We start from the raw sequence: 15,225 nt of genomic DNA on the forward strand, positions 1-15,225 counted from the left end.
GCGATGAAAGATTTATTGAATTTCCACAAAAAAGAGCAGGAAACCCAAGAGTTTGATGCAATCAAAGTTGGCTTGGCTTCCCCTGAAGTTATCCGTTCGTGGTCTTTTGGCGAAGTCAAAAAGCCGGAAACGATCAACTACCGTACTTTCAAGCCTGAACGTGATGGCTTGTTCTGCGCCAAAATCTTTGGCCCGGTCAAAGACTATGAGTGCTTGTGTGGTAAATACAAACGCCTGAAGCACCGTGGTGTTGTCTGCGAAAAATGCGGCGTTGAAGTGACCCAGACCAAGGTGCGTCGTGACCGTATGGGGCATATTGACCTCGCTAGCCCGGTTGCGCACATCTGGTTCCTGAAGTCTCTGCCATCCCGTATTGGTTTGCTGTTGGATATGACGCTGCGTGACATTGAGCGCATCCTCTATTTCGAGACCTTCGTGGTCACTGAGCCGGGTATGACAACGCTGGAGCGTGGTCAGTTGCTGAGCGATGAAGCCTATTTGGAAGCGATTGAAGAGTTCGGCGACGAATTTGAAGCGGCAATGGGCGCAGAAGCCGTATTAGAACTGCTGCGTTCTACCGATCTCAAGGAAGAAGTCGCGCGGATGCGTGAAGAAATCGCTGAGACAGGTTCCGAAACCAAGCTGAAGCGCTTGGGCAAGCGTTTGAAACTGATGGAGTCATTCATCAACTCTGGCAATAAGCCAGAATGGATGATCATGACGGTGCTGCCAGTACTGCCGCCTGATTTGCGTCCATTGGTTCCGTTGGATGGTGGTCGTTTCGCGACTTCCGACTTGAACGATTTGTATCGCCGCGTTATCAACCGTAATAACCGTTTGAAGCGTTTGTTGGAGCTGAATGCCCCGGACATCATCGTGCGCAACGAAAAGCGTATGTTGCAAGAGTCTGTGGATGCGCTGCTCGATAACGGTCGTCGTGGTCGTGCGATTACGGGTTCTAACAAGCGTCCGCTGAAATCCTTGTCTGACATGATCAAGGGTAAGCAAGGCCGTTTCCGTCAGAACTTGTTGGGTAAACGGGTCGACTATTCTGGTCGTTCGGTTATCGTGGTTGGCCCTGCGTTGCGTTTGCATCAGTGCGGCCTGCCCAAGAAAATGGCGTTGGAACTGTTCAAGCCGTTCATTTTCGGCAAGCTGCAACGCCGTGGTCTGGCGACTACCATCAAGGCAGCCAAGAAGTTGGTTGAGCGCGAAACCGCAGAAGTTTGGGATATCCTCGCTGAGGTTATTCGTGAGCATCCGGTCATGCTCAACCGCGCACCTACTTTGCACCGTTTGGGGATTCAGGCATTTGAGCCAACCCTGATCGAAGGTAAGGCGATCCAGTTGCACCCGCTGGTATGTTCCGCATTCAACGCGGACTTCGACGGTGACCAGATGGCGGTACACGTACCGTTGTCACTGGAAGCACAGTTGGAAGCGCGTACCCTGATGATGGCGACTAACAACGTCCTGTCACCGGCGAACGGCGAGCCGATCATTGTGCCTTCTCAGGATATCGTTCTGGGTCTGTATTACATGACCCGCGATGCCATCAATGCGAAAGGCGAGGGCATGATCTTTGCCGATCCGCTGGAAGTGCAACGTGCCTATGATACCGGCAATGTTTCGCTGCACGCCAAAGTGAAAGTGCGCATTACCGACAGCATCAAGGATGAAGACGGCGAGTTCATCAAGCGTACCCGTGTACTGGATACCACTGTTGGCCGTGCCTTGTTGACTAGCATCATGCCGGAAGGTCTGCCGTTTGAACTTTTCAATACTGTATTGAAGAAAAAGGCGATTTCCAAGCTGATCAATGAATCCTACCGTCGCGTGGGCTTGAAAGCTGCTGTCGTGTTCGCTGACCAGTTGATGTATACCGGCTACCGTTATGCAACCCGTGCGGGCGTTTCGTTCTGTGCGGATGACATGATGATCCCGGAAAAGAAAGTTGAGTTGCTGGCAGAAGCGGAAGAAGCTGTGCTGGAAATTCAAAAGCAGTTTTCCAGCGGTTTGGTGACACAAGGCGAACGTTACAACAAGGTCGTTGACATCTGGGCGAGCACCAATGAAAAAGTCGCGAAAGCGATGATGGAAAAAATTGGTAAGCAGGAAGTCATTGATGCGGAAGGTAACTTGGTTTACCAAGAATCTTTCAACTCCATTTACATGATGGCGGATTCCGGGGCGCGGGGTTCCGCTGCGCAGATTCGTCAGTTGGCGGGTATGCGTGGCTTGATGGCAAAACCGGATGGTTCCATCATCGAGACGCCGATTACCTCAAACTTCCGTGAAGGCTTGAACGTCCTCCAGTACTTTATCTCGACGCATGGTGCGCGGAAAGGCTTGGCGGATACTGCACTCAAAACCGCGAACTCTGGTTACTTGACACGGCGTCTGGTCGATGTGGCACAAGACATGGTTGTTACCATTGATGATTGTGGCACGGTCAAAGGCATCAAGATGCGTCCGATCATCGAAGGTGGTGACGTGGTGGAAGCATTGGCTGAGCGCGTTCTCGGTCGTGTGGTGGCGCAAGACGTTACCCGTGGCGACGAAGTGTTGCTGCCAGCGGGTACGTTCCTTGATGAGGCGTGGGTCAAGCAGATTGATGCACTGGCGATTGATGAAATCGTGGTGCGTTCCGCGATTACCTGCGAAACTCGCTATGGTGTTTGCAAGCATTGCTACGGGCGTGATCTGGCGCGTGGGCATTTGGTTGGCAAGGGTGAGGCTGTCGGGGTTATTGCGGCGCAATCCATCGGTGAGCCGGGAACCCAGTTGACCATGCGTACCTTCCATATCGGTGGTGCGGCGAGCCGGTCAGCGGCAGAAAACAGCATTGCGGTTAAATCCGGTGGTCAGGTTCACCTGCTGAACGTCAAAACTGTCCGTAACAAAGATGGCAAGCTGGTCGTGGTTTCCCGTTCCGGTGAACTGGGCGTGGTCGATACCAGCGGGCGTGACAAAGAACGTTATAAGCTGACTTACGGTGCGATCCTCTCGGTTGAGCATTACGGCGAAGTGCAAGCAGGCCAAGAAGTGGCGACGTGGGATCCACATACCCATCCGATCATTTCTGAGGTGGCGGGTCAGGTCAGTTTCAGTGACTTCATTGATAACGTGACCGTTCAAACCAAAGTGGATGAAATGACAGGTTTGTCTTCCATTGAGGTTATGGATCCGAAAAACCGTCCTGCGGCGGGTCGTGAATTGCGTCCAACAGTACGTTTGCTGGATGAGCGTGGCGACAGCGTGTTCTTTGAAGGTACCAAAATTCCGGTGCAATACCCATTGCCAGCCGGTGCGATCGTTAGCTCCACGAATGGTGCAACGGTACAGGTTGGTGAGGTTGTGGCGCGTTTGCCGCAAGCGTCTTCCAAGACCCGTGACATCACGGGTGGTTTGCCACGGGTTGCTGACTTGTTTGAGGCACGTAAGCCGAAAGACGGGGCGATTCTGGCAGAAAAAACCGGTACGATTTCCTTCGGCAAGGAAACCAAGGGTAAGCAGCGCGTGATCATCACCGGTGAAGACGGTGAGCATTACGAAGAGCTGATTCCCAAGTGGCGTAATCTGGATGTGTTTGAGGGTGAAAAACTCAACCGTGGTGAGGTTATCGCTGATGGTGAGCCTAACCCGCATGACATCCTGCGTTTGCTGGGTGCTACCGCGCTGGCAGAATACCAAGCCAAGGAGATTCAGGATGTTTACCGTCTGCAAGGCGTAAAGATCAATGACAAACACATCGAAGTCATTGTGCGTCAGATGATGCGCAAGGTTGAGGTCATTGATCCGGGTGATAGCAAATTCCTGCGTGGTGAGCAAGCCGACTACTGGCGTGTGGTAAATACAAACAAAGAGCTGGAAGCAGAAGGCAAGCTCAGAATCGTCTATGAGCGCCTGCTGATGGGGATTACCAAAGCATCCTTGGTGACGGACTCCTTTGTGTCTGCGGCGTCCTTCCAGGAGACTACACGCGTCCTGACAGAGGCTGCGGTGCGTGGTGCTCGTGACGAGTTGCGTGGTTTGAAAGAAAACGTCATTGTTGGGCGCCTGATTCCGGCAGGTACGGGTCTGGCCTACCACGATGACCGTCGTAGCCAGCGTAATGAATTTACGTATGAGCGTCCTGCGCCAACCGAAACGATCAGTTTTGGTGAGCCGATGGACATGGATTCTGATTGATTGCTCAATCAGGTTTCCGATTTAACTGACTGATCGGGAAAACTTCCTTGACAGGAGTCTTCCCGATCCCTAAAATCTGGCGTCCTTAAACAGACCGATTTTCGGTCTATTGTTTTTATGGGGACAAGGCAAGCCAGGCAGGTTCCTTAGTGATTCCAGGAGATAATTTCAGGATATGGCAACAGTAAACCAGTTGGTGCGTAAGCCGCGCCAAAGCAAAGTAGAAAAGAGTAAGGTGCCAGCGTTGGAGGCTTGTCCACAACGTCGCGGTGTTTGTACCCGTGTTTATACAACCACGCCAAAGAAGCCGAACTCCGCTATGCGTAAGGTTGCTCGTGTGCGTCTGACCAATGGCTTTGAAGTCACCAGTTATATCGGTGGTGAAGGCCATAACCTCCAGGAACACTCGGTTGTACTGATTCGCGGCGGTCGTGTAAAAGACCTTCCGGGTGTCCGTTACCATACGGTTCGCGGTAGTCTGGATACGCAGGGTGTTAAAAACCGTAAGCAGGCCCGTTCTAAATACGGCACTAAGCGTCCCAAGAAATAATTGATTGCGAGTATTGAGTCATGCCTAGAAGAAGAGAAGTCCCCAAACGCCTTGTGCTGCCGGATCCAAAGTTCGGAAGTCAGTTGTTGACTAAATTCATGAATGCCATTATGCAAGATGGTAAAAAGTCTGCTGCCGAAAAGATCATTTACGGTGCGCTGTCTGAAATCTCTGGCAAGAAGGGCGGTGACGGTATCGAAGTGCTGGAATATGCACTGGATAACGTTCGTCCTGCGGTGGAAGTTAAATCCCGTCGTGTCGGTGGCGCAACTTACCAAGTGCCGGTTGAAGTGCGTCCTTCGCGTCAAAATGCGCTGGCTATGCGTTGGTTGATTGATGCGGCTCGTAAACGTGGTGAGAAATCCATGGCACGTAAGCTGGCTGGCGAATTGATGGATGCTTCTGAAAAGCGTGGTACTGCTGTGAAAAAACGTGAAGACGTGCATCGCATGGCAGAAGCTAACAAAGCATTCGCTCACTTCCGCTGGTAATGATAAGAGTGATTATCAGTGGCACGTAGCACTCCTATTGAGCAGTACCGTAATATCGGCATCATGGCACATATTGATGCGGGTAAAACAACTGCAACTGAGCGCATCCTGTTTTATACGGGTGTGTCTCACAAGATCGGGGAAGTGCATGATGGCGCTGCCACCATGGATTGGATGGAGCAAGAGCGTGAGCGTGGTATTACTATTACCTCCGCTGCTACTACATGCTTCTGGTCGGGGATGGACAATCAATTCCCGCTACATCGCATCAATATTATCGACACGCCTGGACACGTAGACTTCACGATTGAAGTGGAGCGTTCTTTGCGAGTGTTGGATGGTGCCATGTTTGTGCTGTGTGCCGTTGGTGGTGTGCAGCCACAGTCCGAAACAGTTTGGCGACAAGCCAATAAGTATCATGTGCCACGCATGGCCTTCGTCAATAAAATGGATCGTTCTGGTGCAAACTTTTTGCGCGTTTACGAGCAGTTGAAGGCTAAGCTAAATGCCAATCCTGTGCCACTGCAATTGCCGATTGGCGCGGAAGAGCATTTTGCTGGCGTTGTCGACCTGATTCGCATGAAAGCGATTATGTGGAATGAGGCTGACAAGGGCGTAACCTATGAGGCCGTTGAGATTCCGGCTGATATGCTGGCGTCTTGTCAGGAATGGCGCGAGAAAATGGTGGAAGCTGCCGCTGAAGCCGATGATGTGTTGATGAATAAATACCTTGAAGAAGGTGATTTGTCGACCGAAGAGATTGTTGCTGGCTTGCGTAAGCGCACCATTAACCTTGAAATTGTGCCGATGACCTGTGGTTCTGCCTTTAAGAATAAAGGTGTTCAGGCTGCGTTGGATAAAATTGTGGAGTTGATGCCTTCTCCTCTAGATGTGCCTGCTATTAAAGGACATCTGGATGATAAAGATGAAACCCAAGCAGAGCGTCATGCGAGTGATGATGAGCCGTTTGCAGCATTAGCTTTCAAGATTGCAACTGATCCTTTTGTAGGAACGTTGACGTTCTTTCGGGTGTATTCCGGCGTATTGACGTCGCAAAGCGCAGTGTATAACCCGGTAAAGGGTAAGCGTGAACGTATTGGACGTTTGGTGCAGATGCACTCTAATGCACGCGAAGATATTGATGAAGTTCGCGCGGGTGATATTGCAGCCGCCGTCGGGCTAAAAGATGTGACGACTGGCGAGACACTGTGTGACATGAAGCATGTCATTACGCTGGAAAAAATGGATTTTCCTGAACCAGTGATCGCCGTTGCTGTTGAGCCGAAATCTCAGGCTGACCAAGAGCGTATGGGTGTCGCGCTGAGCAAGCTCGCGCAGGAAGACCCTTCTTTTCGGGTGCGAACTGACGAAGAGACTGGGCAGACTATTATCGCGGGCATGGGTGAATTGCACCTTGAGATTATTGTTGATCGGATGCTGCGCGAGTTCAAAGTCAACTGTAATGTAGGTGCACCGCAGGTGGCTTACCGTGAAACTATCCGTCAATCGGTCGAAGTTGAGGGTAAGTTTATCCGCCAGTCCGGGGGGCGCGGGCAATACGGACACGTTTGGCTGCGGCTTGAGCCACTGGGTGAAGCCGAAGGCTACAAATTCGAGAATGCCCTTGTGGGTGGTGTTGTGCCGAAAGAATTCGTGCCAGCCGTTGACAAAGGTGTGCAGGAACAAATGGGTAACGGCGTATTGGTCGGTTTCCCGCTGGTTGATATGAAAGTAACTTTATTTGATGGTTCTTATCATGATGTCGACTCCAGCGAAATGGCATTTAAGATTGCTGGCTCTATGGCGCTCAGGCAGGGCGTTATGGAAGCCAAACCGGCTTTGTTGGAGCCGGTAATGAAAGTTGAAGTAACTACCCCTGAAGAGCATATGGGTGATGTTATTGGTGATCTAAACAGGCGTCGTGGCGTCATTCAGGGAATGGATGAGGAAAGCGGTAGCCTGGTAGTGCGAGCGGAAGTGCCTTTGGGTGAAATGTTTGGTTACGCAACTGATTTGCGTTCTGCAACCCAAGGACGTGCTGCTTATAGTATGGAATTTATACGATATTCGGAAGCGCCAGCACTTGTAACGCAGGCGGTTATAAAAAAAGTGAAGGGTGAGTAACGATGGCAAAAAGTAAATTTGAGCGTAATAAAACGCACGTAAACGTAGGCACAATTGGCCACGTTGACCACGGTAAAACTACGCTGACAGCGGCGTTGACAGTCGTGCAAGCCAAGAAGTTTGGCGGCGAATCCAAAGCCTATGATCAGATCGATGCGGCGCCTGAAGAAAAAGCGCGTGGTATCACCATTTCCACTGCACACGTAGAATACGAATCTGAGACGCGCCACTACGCACACGTTGACTGTCCAGGCCATGCTGACTATGTTAAAAACATGATCACGGGTGCGGCACAGATGGATGGTGCAATTTTGGTTTGTTCCGCTGCTGACGGCCCAATGCCACAGACACGTGAACATATCCTGTTGTCCCGTCAGGTTGGCGTTCCTTATGTTGTGGTTTACATGAACAAGTGCGACCTGGTTGATGACGAAGAGTTGTTGGAACTGGTTGAAATGGAACTGCGTGAATTGCTGTCCAGCTATGACTTCCCTGGTGATGATACGCCCATCGTCAAGGGTTCTGCCCGTATGGCGCTGGAAGGTGATGAGTCTGACATCGGCGTGCCATCTATTGCTCGTCTGATCGAAGCGATTGATACCTTCATTCCAGACCCGGTTCGTGCAGTTGATGGCACTTTCCTGATGCCTGTGGAAGACGTATTCTCCATCTCCGGTCGTGGTACTGTTGTAACTGGTCGTATCGAGCGTGGCGTGGTTAAGGTGGGTGAAACCATCGAAATCGTTGGTATCCGTGCGACTCAAACGACTACGGTTACGGGTGTTGAAATGTTCCGTAAGTTGCTTGACCAGGGTATGGCAGGTGATAACGTGGGTTTGTTGCTGCGTGGCACCAAGCGTGACGACGTAGAGCGTGGTCAGGTACTGTGTAAGCCAGGCTCCATCAAGCCGCATACGACCTTCGAGGCGGAAGTTTATGTTCTGTCCAAGGATGAAGGTGGTCGTCATACGCCATTCTTCAAGGGCTATCGCCCACAGTTTTATTTCCGTACGACTGACGTAACTGGTGCTTGTGAGCTGCCAGAGGGCGTTGAGATGGTTATGCCGGGCGACAACGTTAAGTTGGTTGTTACCCTGATTAACCCAATTGCGATGGAAGACGGTCTGCGTTTTGCGATCCGTGAGGGTGGCCGTACTGTCGGCGCCGGTGTTGTTGCTAAAATTATTGAGTAATAGTTATGTCTGATCAAAGAATCCGTATTCGCCTGAAAGCATTCGATCATCGTCTGATTGACCGTTCTGCGACTGAAATTGTCGAGACAGCCAAGCGGACGGGTGCGCGCGTTAAAGGGCCTATCCCTTTGCCTACACGCATAGAGCGTTACACTATTCTGGTTTCCCCGCACGTTGATAAAGACGCGCGTGACCAGTATGAGATCCGTACTTACAAGCGTTTGATGGATATTATTGATCCGACAGACAAGACTGTAGACGCCCTGATGAAGCTGGATCTGGCTGCTGGCGTTGATGTACAAATCAAGCTTAACTGATTTGTAAAAAAGTTCATGGACGGCAGAAGATTTTCTGCTATAATGCGCGGCTTTCCACGGCTCGACTTAGGTCGAGCCGAGTTTTTCTAGAAGTATAGAATGAAAGTTGCTCGGTGTGAGTAATTCGAAGAGGTGTGCAAATGGCTATCGGTCTGCTGGGTCGCAAAGTTGGTATGACCCGGATATACGGTGAAGATGGAGGCTCGACCCCTGTCACTGTGCTTGAGATTGCGGCGAACCGTGTATCACAAGTCAAGACGGTAGAAACGGATGGCTATAATGCCATTCAGTTGTCTACAGGTGAGAAAAAATCTTCCCGCGTTTCCAAGTCGGAAGCTGGTCATTTTGCCAAGGCTGGCGTGCCTGCTGGTACTTGTGTTCGTGAGTCGCGCATTGAAGATGCGTCGGGTTATGATCTGGGTGCTGAACTTGCAGTAAGCATGTTTGAAGCAGGTCAAATGGTCGATGTGAGTGGGATGAGCAAAGGTAAAGGCTTTGCTGGTGTTCTGAAGCGTCACCATTTTGCTGGTCAAGACCGCACGCATGGTAACTCTTTGTCGCACCGGGTTCCGGGTTCCATTGGTCAGAACCAAACGCCAGGCCGGGTATTTCCAGGCAAAAAAATGGCTGGTCATATGGGTGCTGTACAGCGTACTGCCCAGAATCTGGAAGTGGTACGTGTAGACGCTGAGCGCAATCTGTTGCTGGTTAAGGGTGCTGTTCCAGGCGCTACTAACGGCGACGTGGTTGTCAAGCTGTCGGTCAAGGCATAAAGGTGGCAGCAATGGAATTACAGATTGCAAATGGTGGTTCAGTCGCGGTAAGCGATGACGTTTTTGCACGCGAATTTAATGAAGGTCTGGTACATCAGGCAGTTGTTGCTTATATGGCAGCAGGTCGTGCCGGTACTAAAGCGCAAAAGACCCGTGCTGATGTCAGCGGTGGTGGTGCAAAGCCTTTTAAACAAAAAGGTACAGGCCGTGCCCGTGCGGGTAGTATCCGTAGCCCATTGTGGCGTACAGGTGGTAAGTCTTTTGCGGCGCGTCCTCGTGACTTTACGCAAAAACTAAACAAGAAAATGTACCGCGCAGCAATGCGAGCGATTTTCTCTGAGCTGGTGCGTCAAGAGCGTTTCGTGGTGGTTGACTCTTTCAATATTGAAGAGCCTAAAACCAAATTGATGCTGGCAAAGTTGAAAGAGTACGGCTCAAACGACGTATTGTTGGTGTCTGATGTGGATGATGTGAATGTGCTGCTGGCAGCCCGCAACATCCCTTACTGTGAAGTTGCCACGGTGGCTGGTTTGAATCCAGTTAGCCTGGTTGGTCATCAGAAGGTTATTGTAACCACTGGTGCAGTAAGCAAGATTCAGGAGTGGCTGGCATGAGTATGGAACGTCTCTATCATGTTTTGGTTGCGCCGCGTGTGACAGAGAAAACTGTCCGTGCTTCTGAAAAAGCAAACCAGTACGTGTTTAAGGTTGCCAAAACGGCAACCAAACAAGAAATCAAGGATGCTGTCGAGACTTTATTTGAAGTCAAGGTTGATAAGGTTCGTACCATCAACATGAAAGGCAAGCAGAAGAACTTTGGGCGTCGTGGCGGTCAACGCAACGACTGGAAAAAGGCTTACATTAGCCTGTCCGAAGGTTTCTCTCTGGATGCGGCAGCGGAATAAGGCAAGGGTGAATCATGGCAGTCGTTAAGGCAAAACCAACCTCCCCAGGGCGTCGCTTCCAGGTCAAGGTTGTTAACAAAGAATTACACAAGGGCGAACCTTGTAAGAGCTTGTTGGAAAACAAGCGTAAGAGCGGTGGTCGTAATAACACTGGTCGTATTACTGTTCGTCATGTGGGTGGTGGTCATCGCCAACACTATCGTATCATCGACTTCAAACGTCGCAAGGATGATATCCCTGCTCGTGTTGAACGTCTGGAATACGATCCGAACCGTAGTGCTAACATTGCACTGCTGTTGTATGCCGATGGTGAGCGTCGTTATATCATTGCGCCAAAAGGCTTGAGTGCTGGTGCAAGTGTTATTTCTGGTGTTCATGCACCGATTGCCGCTGGCAACTGCTTGCCAATGCGTAATATCCCAGTTGGTAGTGTGATTCACTGTATTGAAATGAAAGTAGGCAAGGGCGCACAGTTAGTGCGTAGTGCTGGTGCTTCTGCTCAGTTGGTGGCGCGTGAAGGTGCTTATGCTACGATCCGTCTGCGTTCAGGCGAGATGCGTAAAGTGCCGGTCGATTGCCGTGCAACGATTGGTGAGGTCGGCAATTCCGAGCATGGCCTGATCAAGTTGGGTAAAGCGGGTGCCAAGCGCTGGCGTGGTGTTCGTCCTACTGTCCGTGGTGTAGTCATGAACCCGGTAGACCATCCACACGGTGGTGGTGAAGGTCGTACTTCTGGTGGTCGTCACCCTGTTACTCCTTGGGGTGTTCCAACCAAGGGTTACAAGACTCGTAGCAACAAACGCACTGACAATATGATTGTCCGTCGCCGGAACAAAAAGTAAGAGGATTAAACAGTGCCACGTTCACTCAAAAAAGGTCCTTTCGTTGACCACCATCTGATGAAAAAGATCGAAACTGCTAAAGCAGCTAATGATCGTCGTCCAATCAAAACATGGTCGCGCCGCTCCATGATCCTGCCCGAGTTTATCGGTCTGACAGTGGCGGTGCATAACGGCAAGCAGCATGTTCCGGTGCTGGTTAATGAAAATATGGTAGGCCATAAGTTGGGTGAGTTTGCACTGACCCGTTCTTACCGTGGTCACGTTGCCGACAAGAAGTCGAAGTAAGAGGTAGAAATGGAAGTTGCAGCACATTTGCGTTTTGCGCGTATTTCTCCTCAGAAATGCCGATTGGTCGCTGATCAGATTCGTGGACTGCCGGTAGACAAGGCACTGAATATTCTGGCATTTAGCCCGAAAAAAGGTGCTGGGATGCTGAAGAAAGTTCTGGAGTCCGCGATTGCTAACGCTGAACACAATGATGGCGCGGATGTTGACGAGTTGTGCATTAAGCGCGTATTCGTTGATCAGGGTCCAACCATGAAGCGTATCATGCCGCGTGCTAAAGGTCGGGCTAACCGAATCCTGAAGCGCACCAGTCACATTACCGTCGCTGTAGGCGAGAAGTAAGGTTTAGTATGGGTCAGAAAGTACATCCAACCGGTATCCGTCTTGGTATCGCTACTGATTGGCGTTCCAAGTGGTACGCTGAAGGCAAGGACTATGCCGATTTCCTGTTCAAGGATTTGGAAGTTCGTGCATTCTTGAAAAAGAAGCTGAAAGAAGCCTCTGTTAGTCGCATTCAGATTGAGCGTCCTGCAAAGTCCGCTTTTATCACCATTCATACTGCCCGTCCAGGTGTGGTGATTGGTAAGAAAGGCGAGGATATTGAGAAGCTGCGTGCAGAAACAGCTCAAAAGCTGGGTTTGCATGTGAATAACGTGAAGCTGAATATCGAAGAAATTCGTAAGCCTGAATTGGATTCCCAGTTGGTTGCTGAAAGTATTGCTAGTCAGCTTGAGCGCCGCATCATGTTCCGTCGTGCTGCCAAACGGGCAGTTGCGAACGCGATGCGCTTAGGTGCATTGGGTATTAAGGTCTGCGTAGCAGGTCGTTTGAATGGTGCGGAAATTGCGCGGACGGAATTCTTCCGTGAAGGTCGCGTACCACTCCATACGCTGCGTGCTGATATTGACTATGCAACTGCGGAAGCCCTGACCACCTATGGTATCATCGGTGTGAAGGTTTGGATCTACAAGGGCGAAGTCTTCGACCTGGAACAGAAACAGCAGTCTAGCCAAAGCCAGAACCAAGGCCAAGGCAGAAAGAAGAAGTGATAGAGGTTTGAGATGTTACAACCCAAGAGAACCAAATTCCGCAAACAAATGAAAGGCCGCAACCGTGGTCTGGCATTGGCGGGCAGCAAAGTCAGCTTCGGTGACTTCGGGCTGAAAACGGTAGAGCGTGGTCGTTTGACTGCACGTCAGATTGAATCTGCACGTCGTGCAATCAACCGTTATGTGCGCCGTGGCGGTAAAATCTGGATTCGCGTGTTCCCGGACAAGCCAATCAGCAAAAAGCCGTTGGAAGTTCGTCAAGGTAAAGGTAAAGGGAACGTTGAATACTGGGTGGCACTGGTTCAGCCTGGCAAGGTTCTCTATGAAATTGAAGGTGTGGCAGAAGAGATTGCACGTGAGGCATTCCGTCTTGCATCTGCAAAACTGCCAGTTAAGACTACATTTGTTTCTCGTCAGGTGATGTGATGAACGCAGCAGAACTTAAGCAAAAATCAGCTACCGAGCTTAAATCCGAGCTGATGGAAAACCTGAAAGAGCAGTTCAAGCTGCGTATGCAAAAAGCCGCTGGCCAGTTATCACGTCCTTCCGAAGTGAAGCGTGTGCGTCGTCAGATTGCCCGTATCAAGACAGTGCTTGCACAAAAGCAAGTGGCAGGTGAATAACGATGAGCATGAGCGAAGAAACAAAAGTTGAACGCAGCCTAATGGGGCGTGTAGTCAGTGATAAAATGGATAAGTCAATCGTGGTGCTGATGGAACGTCAGGTTAAGCATCCGATGTATGGTAAGTTTATCAAGCGTTCTAAAAAATACCATGTTCACGATGAAAACAATGAGTGTCGTGAAGGTGATACCGTAACGTTCAAGGAATGCCGTCCTTTGTCCAAGACAAAGCACTGGACCTTGATCAAAGTTGTTGAACGCGCCCCAGGCCAAGCATAAGGGACGGAGAACATAAATGATCCAGATGCAATCCATTCTGCTAGTTGCAGATAATAGTGGTGCCAAACGAGTTATGTGCATCAAAGTTCTGGGCGGTTCTCATCGTCGTTATGCAGGCATTGGTGATATCATCAAGGTCAGCATCAAAGATGCGATCCCGCGCGGCAAAGTTAAAAAAGGTGACGTTTACAATGCTGTAATCGTCCGTACTGCTCACGGCGTACGTCGTAACGATGGTTCCAAGATCCGTTTCGACAATAACGCTGCTGTTCTGCTGAATAGTAAGTTAGATCCGATCGGTACACGTATTTTTGGGCCTGTCACTCGCGAATTGCGTGGTGAGAAGTTCATGAAGATTATTTCTCTAGCACCTGAAGTGCTGTAAGACTGCAACGACAGAAGTAGGTGACAAAATGCGTAAAATTCGCAGTAATGACGAAGTGGTTGTCATCACCGGCAAGGATAAAGGCCGTCGCGGCAAAGTCATGCAGGTGTTGGTAGAAGAAGGTAAAGTTTTGGTTCAAGGTATTAATCGTGTCAAAAAACACGTTAAGCCTAACCCCAATGCTGGTGTTCAAGGTGGCATTATTGAAAAAGAAATGCCGCTGGATAACTCCAATGTAATGCTGGTCAATCCTGCTACAGGCAAGGGTGACCGTGTTGGATTCAAGCTCCTGGACGATGGTAAGAAAATCCGTGTCTTTAAGTCCAATGGTGAGCGCGTAGACGCTTAAGGTGTAAAATGTCGAGACTGCAACAGTATTACCGCGATACTGTCATCAAGGAATTGATGGACAAGTTCGGGTACAGTAATGTGATGGAAGTGCCAAAGCTGGTGAAAGTCAGCCTGAACATGGGTTTAGGTGAGGCTGTCGGTGACAAGAAGATTATTGAACATGCAACGGGTGATATGGCGAAAGTCGCAGGTCAAAAGCCTGTGGTTACGTTGAGCCGTAAGTCGGTCGCAGGTTTCAAAATTCGTGACGGTTGGCCAATCGGTTGTATGGTGACGCTTCGTGGCGAAAAAATGTATGAGTTTATTGACCGTTTGGTGAATATTTCCATCCCTCGTATCCGTGACTTCCGTGGTCTTAATACACGCTCATTTGATGGTCGTGGTAACTACAACATGGGCATCAAGGAACAGATCATCTTTCCTGAAATCGAATACGATAAGATTGATGCACTGCGTGGTATGAATATTACGATTGCCACTACCGCCAAAAATAACGATGAAGGGAAAGCATTGCTCGAAGCATTCAAATTCCCTTTTAGACAGCAGTAAGAGGATAAGATCACATGGCAAAGAAATCCATGATCGCCCGTGAAACACGTCGTACTGCTGCTGTTGCCAAATTCGCAGCTAAGCGTGATGAATTGAAAGCTATTATTAGCAGTCCTGACAGTTCTTTTGAAGCTGTCATGGAAGCCAATGAAAAGCTGCAAAAGTTACCACGTGACAGCAGTCCGGTTCGCCAAATGACCCGTTGCCGTCTGACAGGCCGCCCACACGCTGTTTACCGCAAGTTCGGCTTATGCCGTAACAAATTGCGCGAAGCAGCCATGCGTGGCGATGTTCCTGGTTTGACCAAAGCAAGTTGGTAA

20 protein-coding genes are annotated in these 15,225 nt (G+C 50.1%); all 20 read left to right on the top strand.

The annotated features are described in order from the left end of the window. The first annotated feature begins 3 nt into the window (after nucleotides 1-3). The 20 genes from rpoC to rpsN all read left to right on the top strand — a co-directional run bounded on the left by rpoC (nucleotide 4) and on the right by rpsN (nucleotide 15,225). Nucleotides 4-4,191, top strand: a complete 4,188-nt coding sequence (rpoC, locus tag J9253_RS19755; RefSeq protein WP_028489189.1) for a DNA-directed RNA polymerase subunit beta' — start codon at nucleotides 4-6, stop codon at nucleotides 4,189-4,191. Between the two features lie 175 nt (nucleotides 4,192-4,366). After that, nucleotides 4,367-4,741, top strand: coding sequence for a 30S ribosomal protein S12 (rpsL, locus tag J9253_RS19760; protein WP_028489190.1), 375 nt, complete (start codon nucleotides 4,367-4,369; stop codon nucleotides 4,739-4,741). Between the two features lie 20 nt (nucleotides 4,742-4,761). Further along, nucleotides 4,762-5,232, top strand: a complete 471-nt coding sequence (gene rpsG / locus J9253_RS19765) for a 30S ribosomal protein S7 (RefSeq protein ID WP_028489191.1) — start codon at nucleotides 4,762-4,764, stop codon at nucleotides 5,230-5,232. Between the two features lie 18 nt (nucleotides 5,233-5,250). Beyond that, the gene (gene fusA, locus J9253_RS19770) at nucleotides 5,251-7,356 is read left to right on the top strand and encodes an elongation factor G (protein ID WP_210222538.1); all 2,106 of its coding nucleotides are present in this window, start codon (nucleotides 5,251-5,253) and stop codon (nucleotides 7,354-7,356) included. 2 nt (nucleotides 7,357-7,358) lie between these two features. Next, nucleotides 7,359-8,549, top strand: coding sequence for an elongation factor Tu (gene tuf / locus J9253_RS19775; protein ID WP_210222539.1), 1,191 nt, complete (start codon nucleotides 7,359-7,361; stop codon nucleotides 8,547-8,549). A gap of 5 nt (nucleotides 8,550-8,554) precedes the next feature. Continuing rightward, a complete protein-coding gene (gene rpsJ / locus J9253_RS19780; protein WP_028489194.1) occupies nucleotides 8,555-8,866 on the top strand; it encodes a 30S ribosomal protein S10 in 312 nt (103 codons plus the stop codon). A 140-nt stretch (nucleotides 8,867-9,006) separates the two neighbouring features. Next, entirely contained in the window at nucleotides 9,007-9,639 is a 633-nt protein-coding gene (gene rplC, locus J9253_RS19785; protein WP_028489195.1) for a 50S ribosomal protein L3, read from the top strand. A gap of 11 nt (nucleotides 9,640-9,650) precedes the next feature. Beyond that, nucleotides 9,651-10,253 (top strand): 50S ribosomal protein L4, encoded by a 603-nt coding sequence (gene rplD, locus J9253_RS19790; RefSeq protein WP_028489196.1) that lies wholly within the window; start codon nucleotides 9,651-9,653, stop codon nucleotides 10,251-10,253. Further along, entirely contained in the window at nucleotides 10,250-10,543 is a 294-nt protein-coding gene (gene rplW, locus J9253_RS19795) for a 50S ribosomal protein L23 (protein WP_028489197.1), read from the top strand. Before rplD ends, rplW begins: the two co-directional genes overlap by 4 nt. A gap of 14 nt (nucleotides 10,544-10,557) precedes the next feature. Beyond that, on the top strand, nucleotides 10,558-11,385 hold the full coding sequence (rplB, locus tag J9253_RS19800; protein WP_210222540.1) for a 50S ribosomal protein L2: 828 nt from the start codon (nucleotides 10,558-10,560) through the stop codon (nucleotides 11,383-11,385). Between the two features lie 12 nt (nucleotides 11,386-11,397). Continuing rightward, entirely contained in the window at nucleotides 11,398-11,670 is a 273-nt protein-coding gene (gene rpsS, locus J9253_RS19805) for a 30S ribosomal protein S19 (protein WP_028489199.1), read from the top strand. A gap of 9 nt (nucleotides 11,671-11,679) precedes the next feature. Next, nucleotides 11,680-12,012: a 50S ribosomal protein L22 gene (gene rplV, locus J9253_RS19810; RefSeq protein WP_028489200.1), complete on the top strand. Its 333-nt coding sequence runs from the start codon at nucleotides 11,680-11,682 to the stop codon at nucleotides 12,010-12,012. 8 nt (nucleotides 12,013-12,020) lie between these two features. Beyond that, nucleotides 12,021-12,719 carry a 30S ribosomal protein S3 gene (gene rpsC, locus J9253_RS19815; RefSeq protein ID WP_210222541.1) on the top strand — a complete coding sequence of 233 codons (699 nt, stop codon included), beginning with the start codon at nucleotides 12,021-12,023 and terminating at the stop codon, nucleotides 12,717-12,719. A gap of 12 nt (nucleotides 12,720-12,731) precedes the next feature. After that, nucleotides 12,732-13,145: a 50S ribosomal protein L16 gene (rplP, locus tag J9253_RS19820; RefSeq protein WP_028489202.1), complete on the top strand. Its 414-nt coding sequence runs from the start codon at nucleotides 12,732-12,734 to the stop codon at nucleotides 13,143-13,145. After that, complete coding sequence (rpmC, locus tag J9253_RS19825) at nucleotides 13,145-13,342, top strand: 50S ribosomal protein L29 (protein ID WP_028489203.1); 198 nt, start codon at nucleotides 13,145-13,147, stop codon at nucleotides 13,340-13,342. The genes rplP and rpmC overlap by 1 nt, the downstream gene beginning before the upstream one ends. Nucleotides 13,343-13,350: 8 nt before the next feature. Then, entirely contained in the window at nucleotides 13,351-13,620 is a 270-nt protein-coding gene (rpsQ, locus tag J9253_RS19830; RefSeq protein ID WP_210222542.1) for a 30S ribosomal protein S17, read from the top strand. 16 nt (nucleotides 13,621-13,636) lie between these two features. Beyond that, nucleotides 13,637-14,005, top strand: a complete 369-nt coding sequence (rplN, locus tag J9253_RS19835) for a 50S ribosomal protein L14 (protein WP_210222543.1) — start codon at nucleotides 13,637-13,639, stop codon at nucleotides 14,003-14,005. 28 nt (nucleotides 14,006-14,033) lie between these two features. Further along, a complete protein-coding gene (gene rplX, locus J9253_RS19840; protein WP_210222544.1) occupies nucleotides 14,034-14,354 on the top strand; it encodes a 50S ribosomal protein L24 in 321 nt (106 codons plus the stop codon). Between the two features lie 8 nt (nucleotides 14,355-14,362). Further along, nucleotides 14,363-14,905 carry a 50S ribosomal protein L5 gene (gene rplE, locus J9253_RS19845; RefSeq protein WP_210222545.1) on the top strand — a complete coding sequence of 181 codons (543 nt, stop codon included), beginning with the start codon at nucleotides 14,363-14,365 and terminating at the stop codon, nucleotides 14,903-14,905. Between the two features lie 14 nt (nucleotides 14,906-14,919). Further along, nucleotides 14,920-15,225, top strand: coding sequence for a 30S ribosomal protein S14 (rpsN, locus tag J9253_RS19850; RefSeq protein ID WP_028489208.1), 306 nt, complete (start codon nucleotides 14,920-14,922; stop codon nucleotides 15,223-15,225).

The organism is Thiothrix litoralis (assembly GCF_017901135.1).
In the GTDB taxonomy this organism is placed as follows: Bacteria; Pseudomonadota; Gammaproteobacteria; order Thiotrichales; family Thiotrichaceae; genus Thiothrix; species Thiothrix litoralis.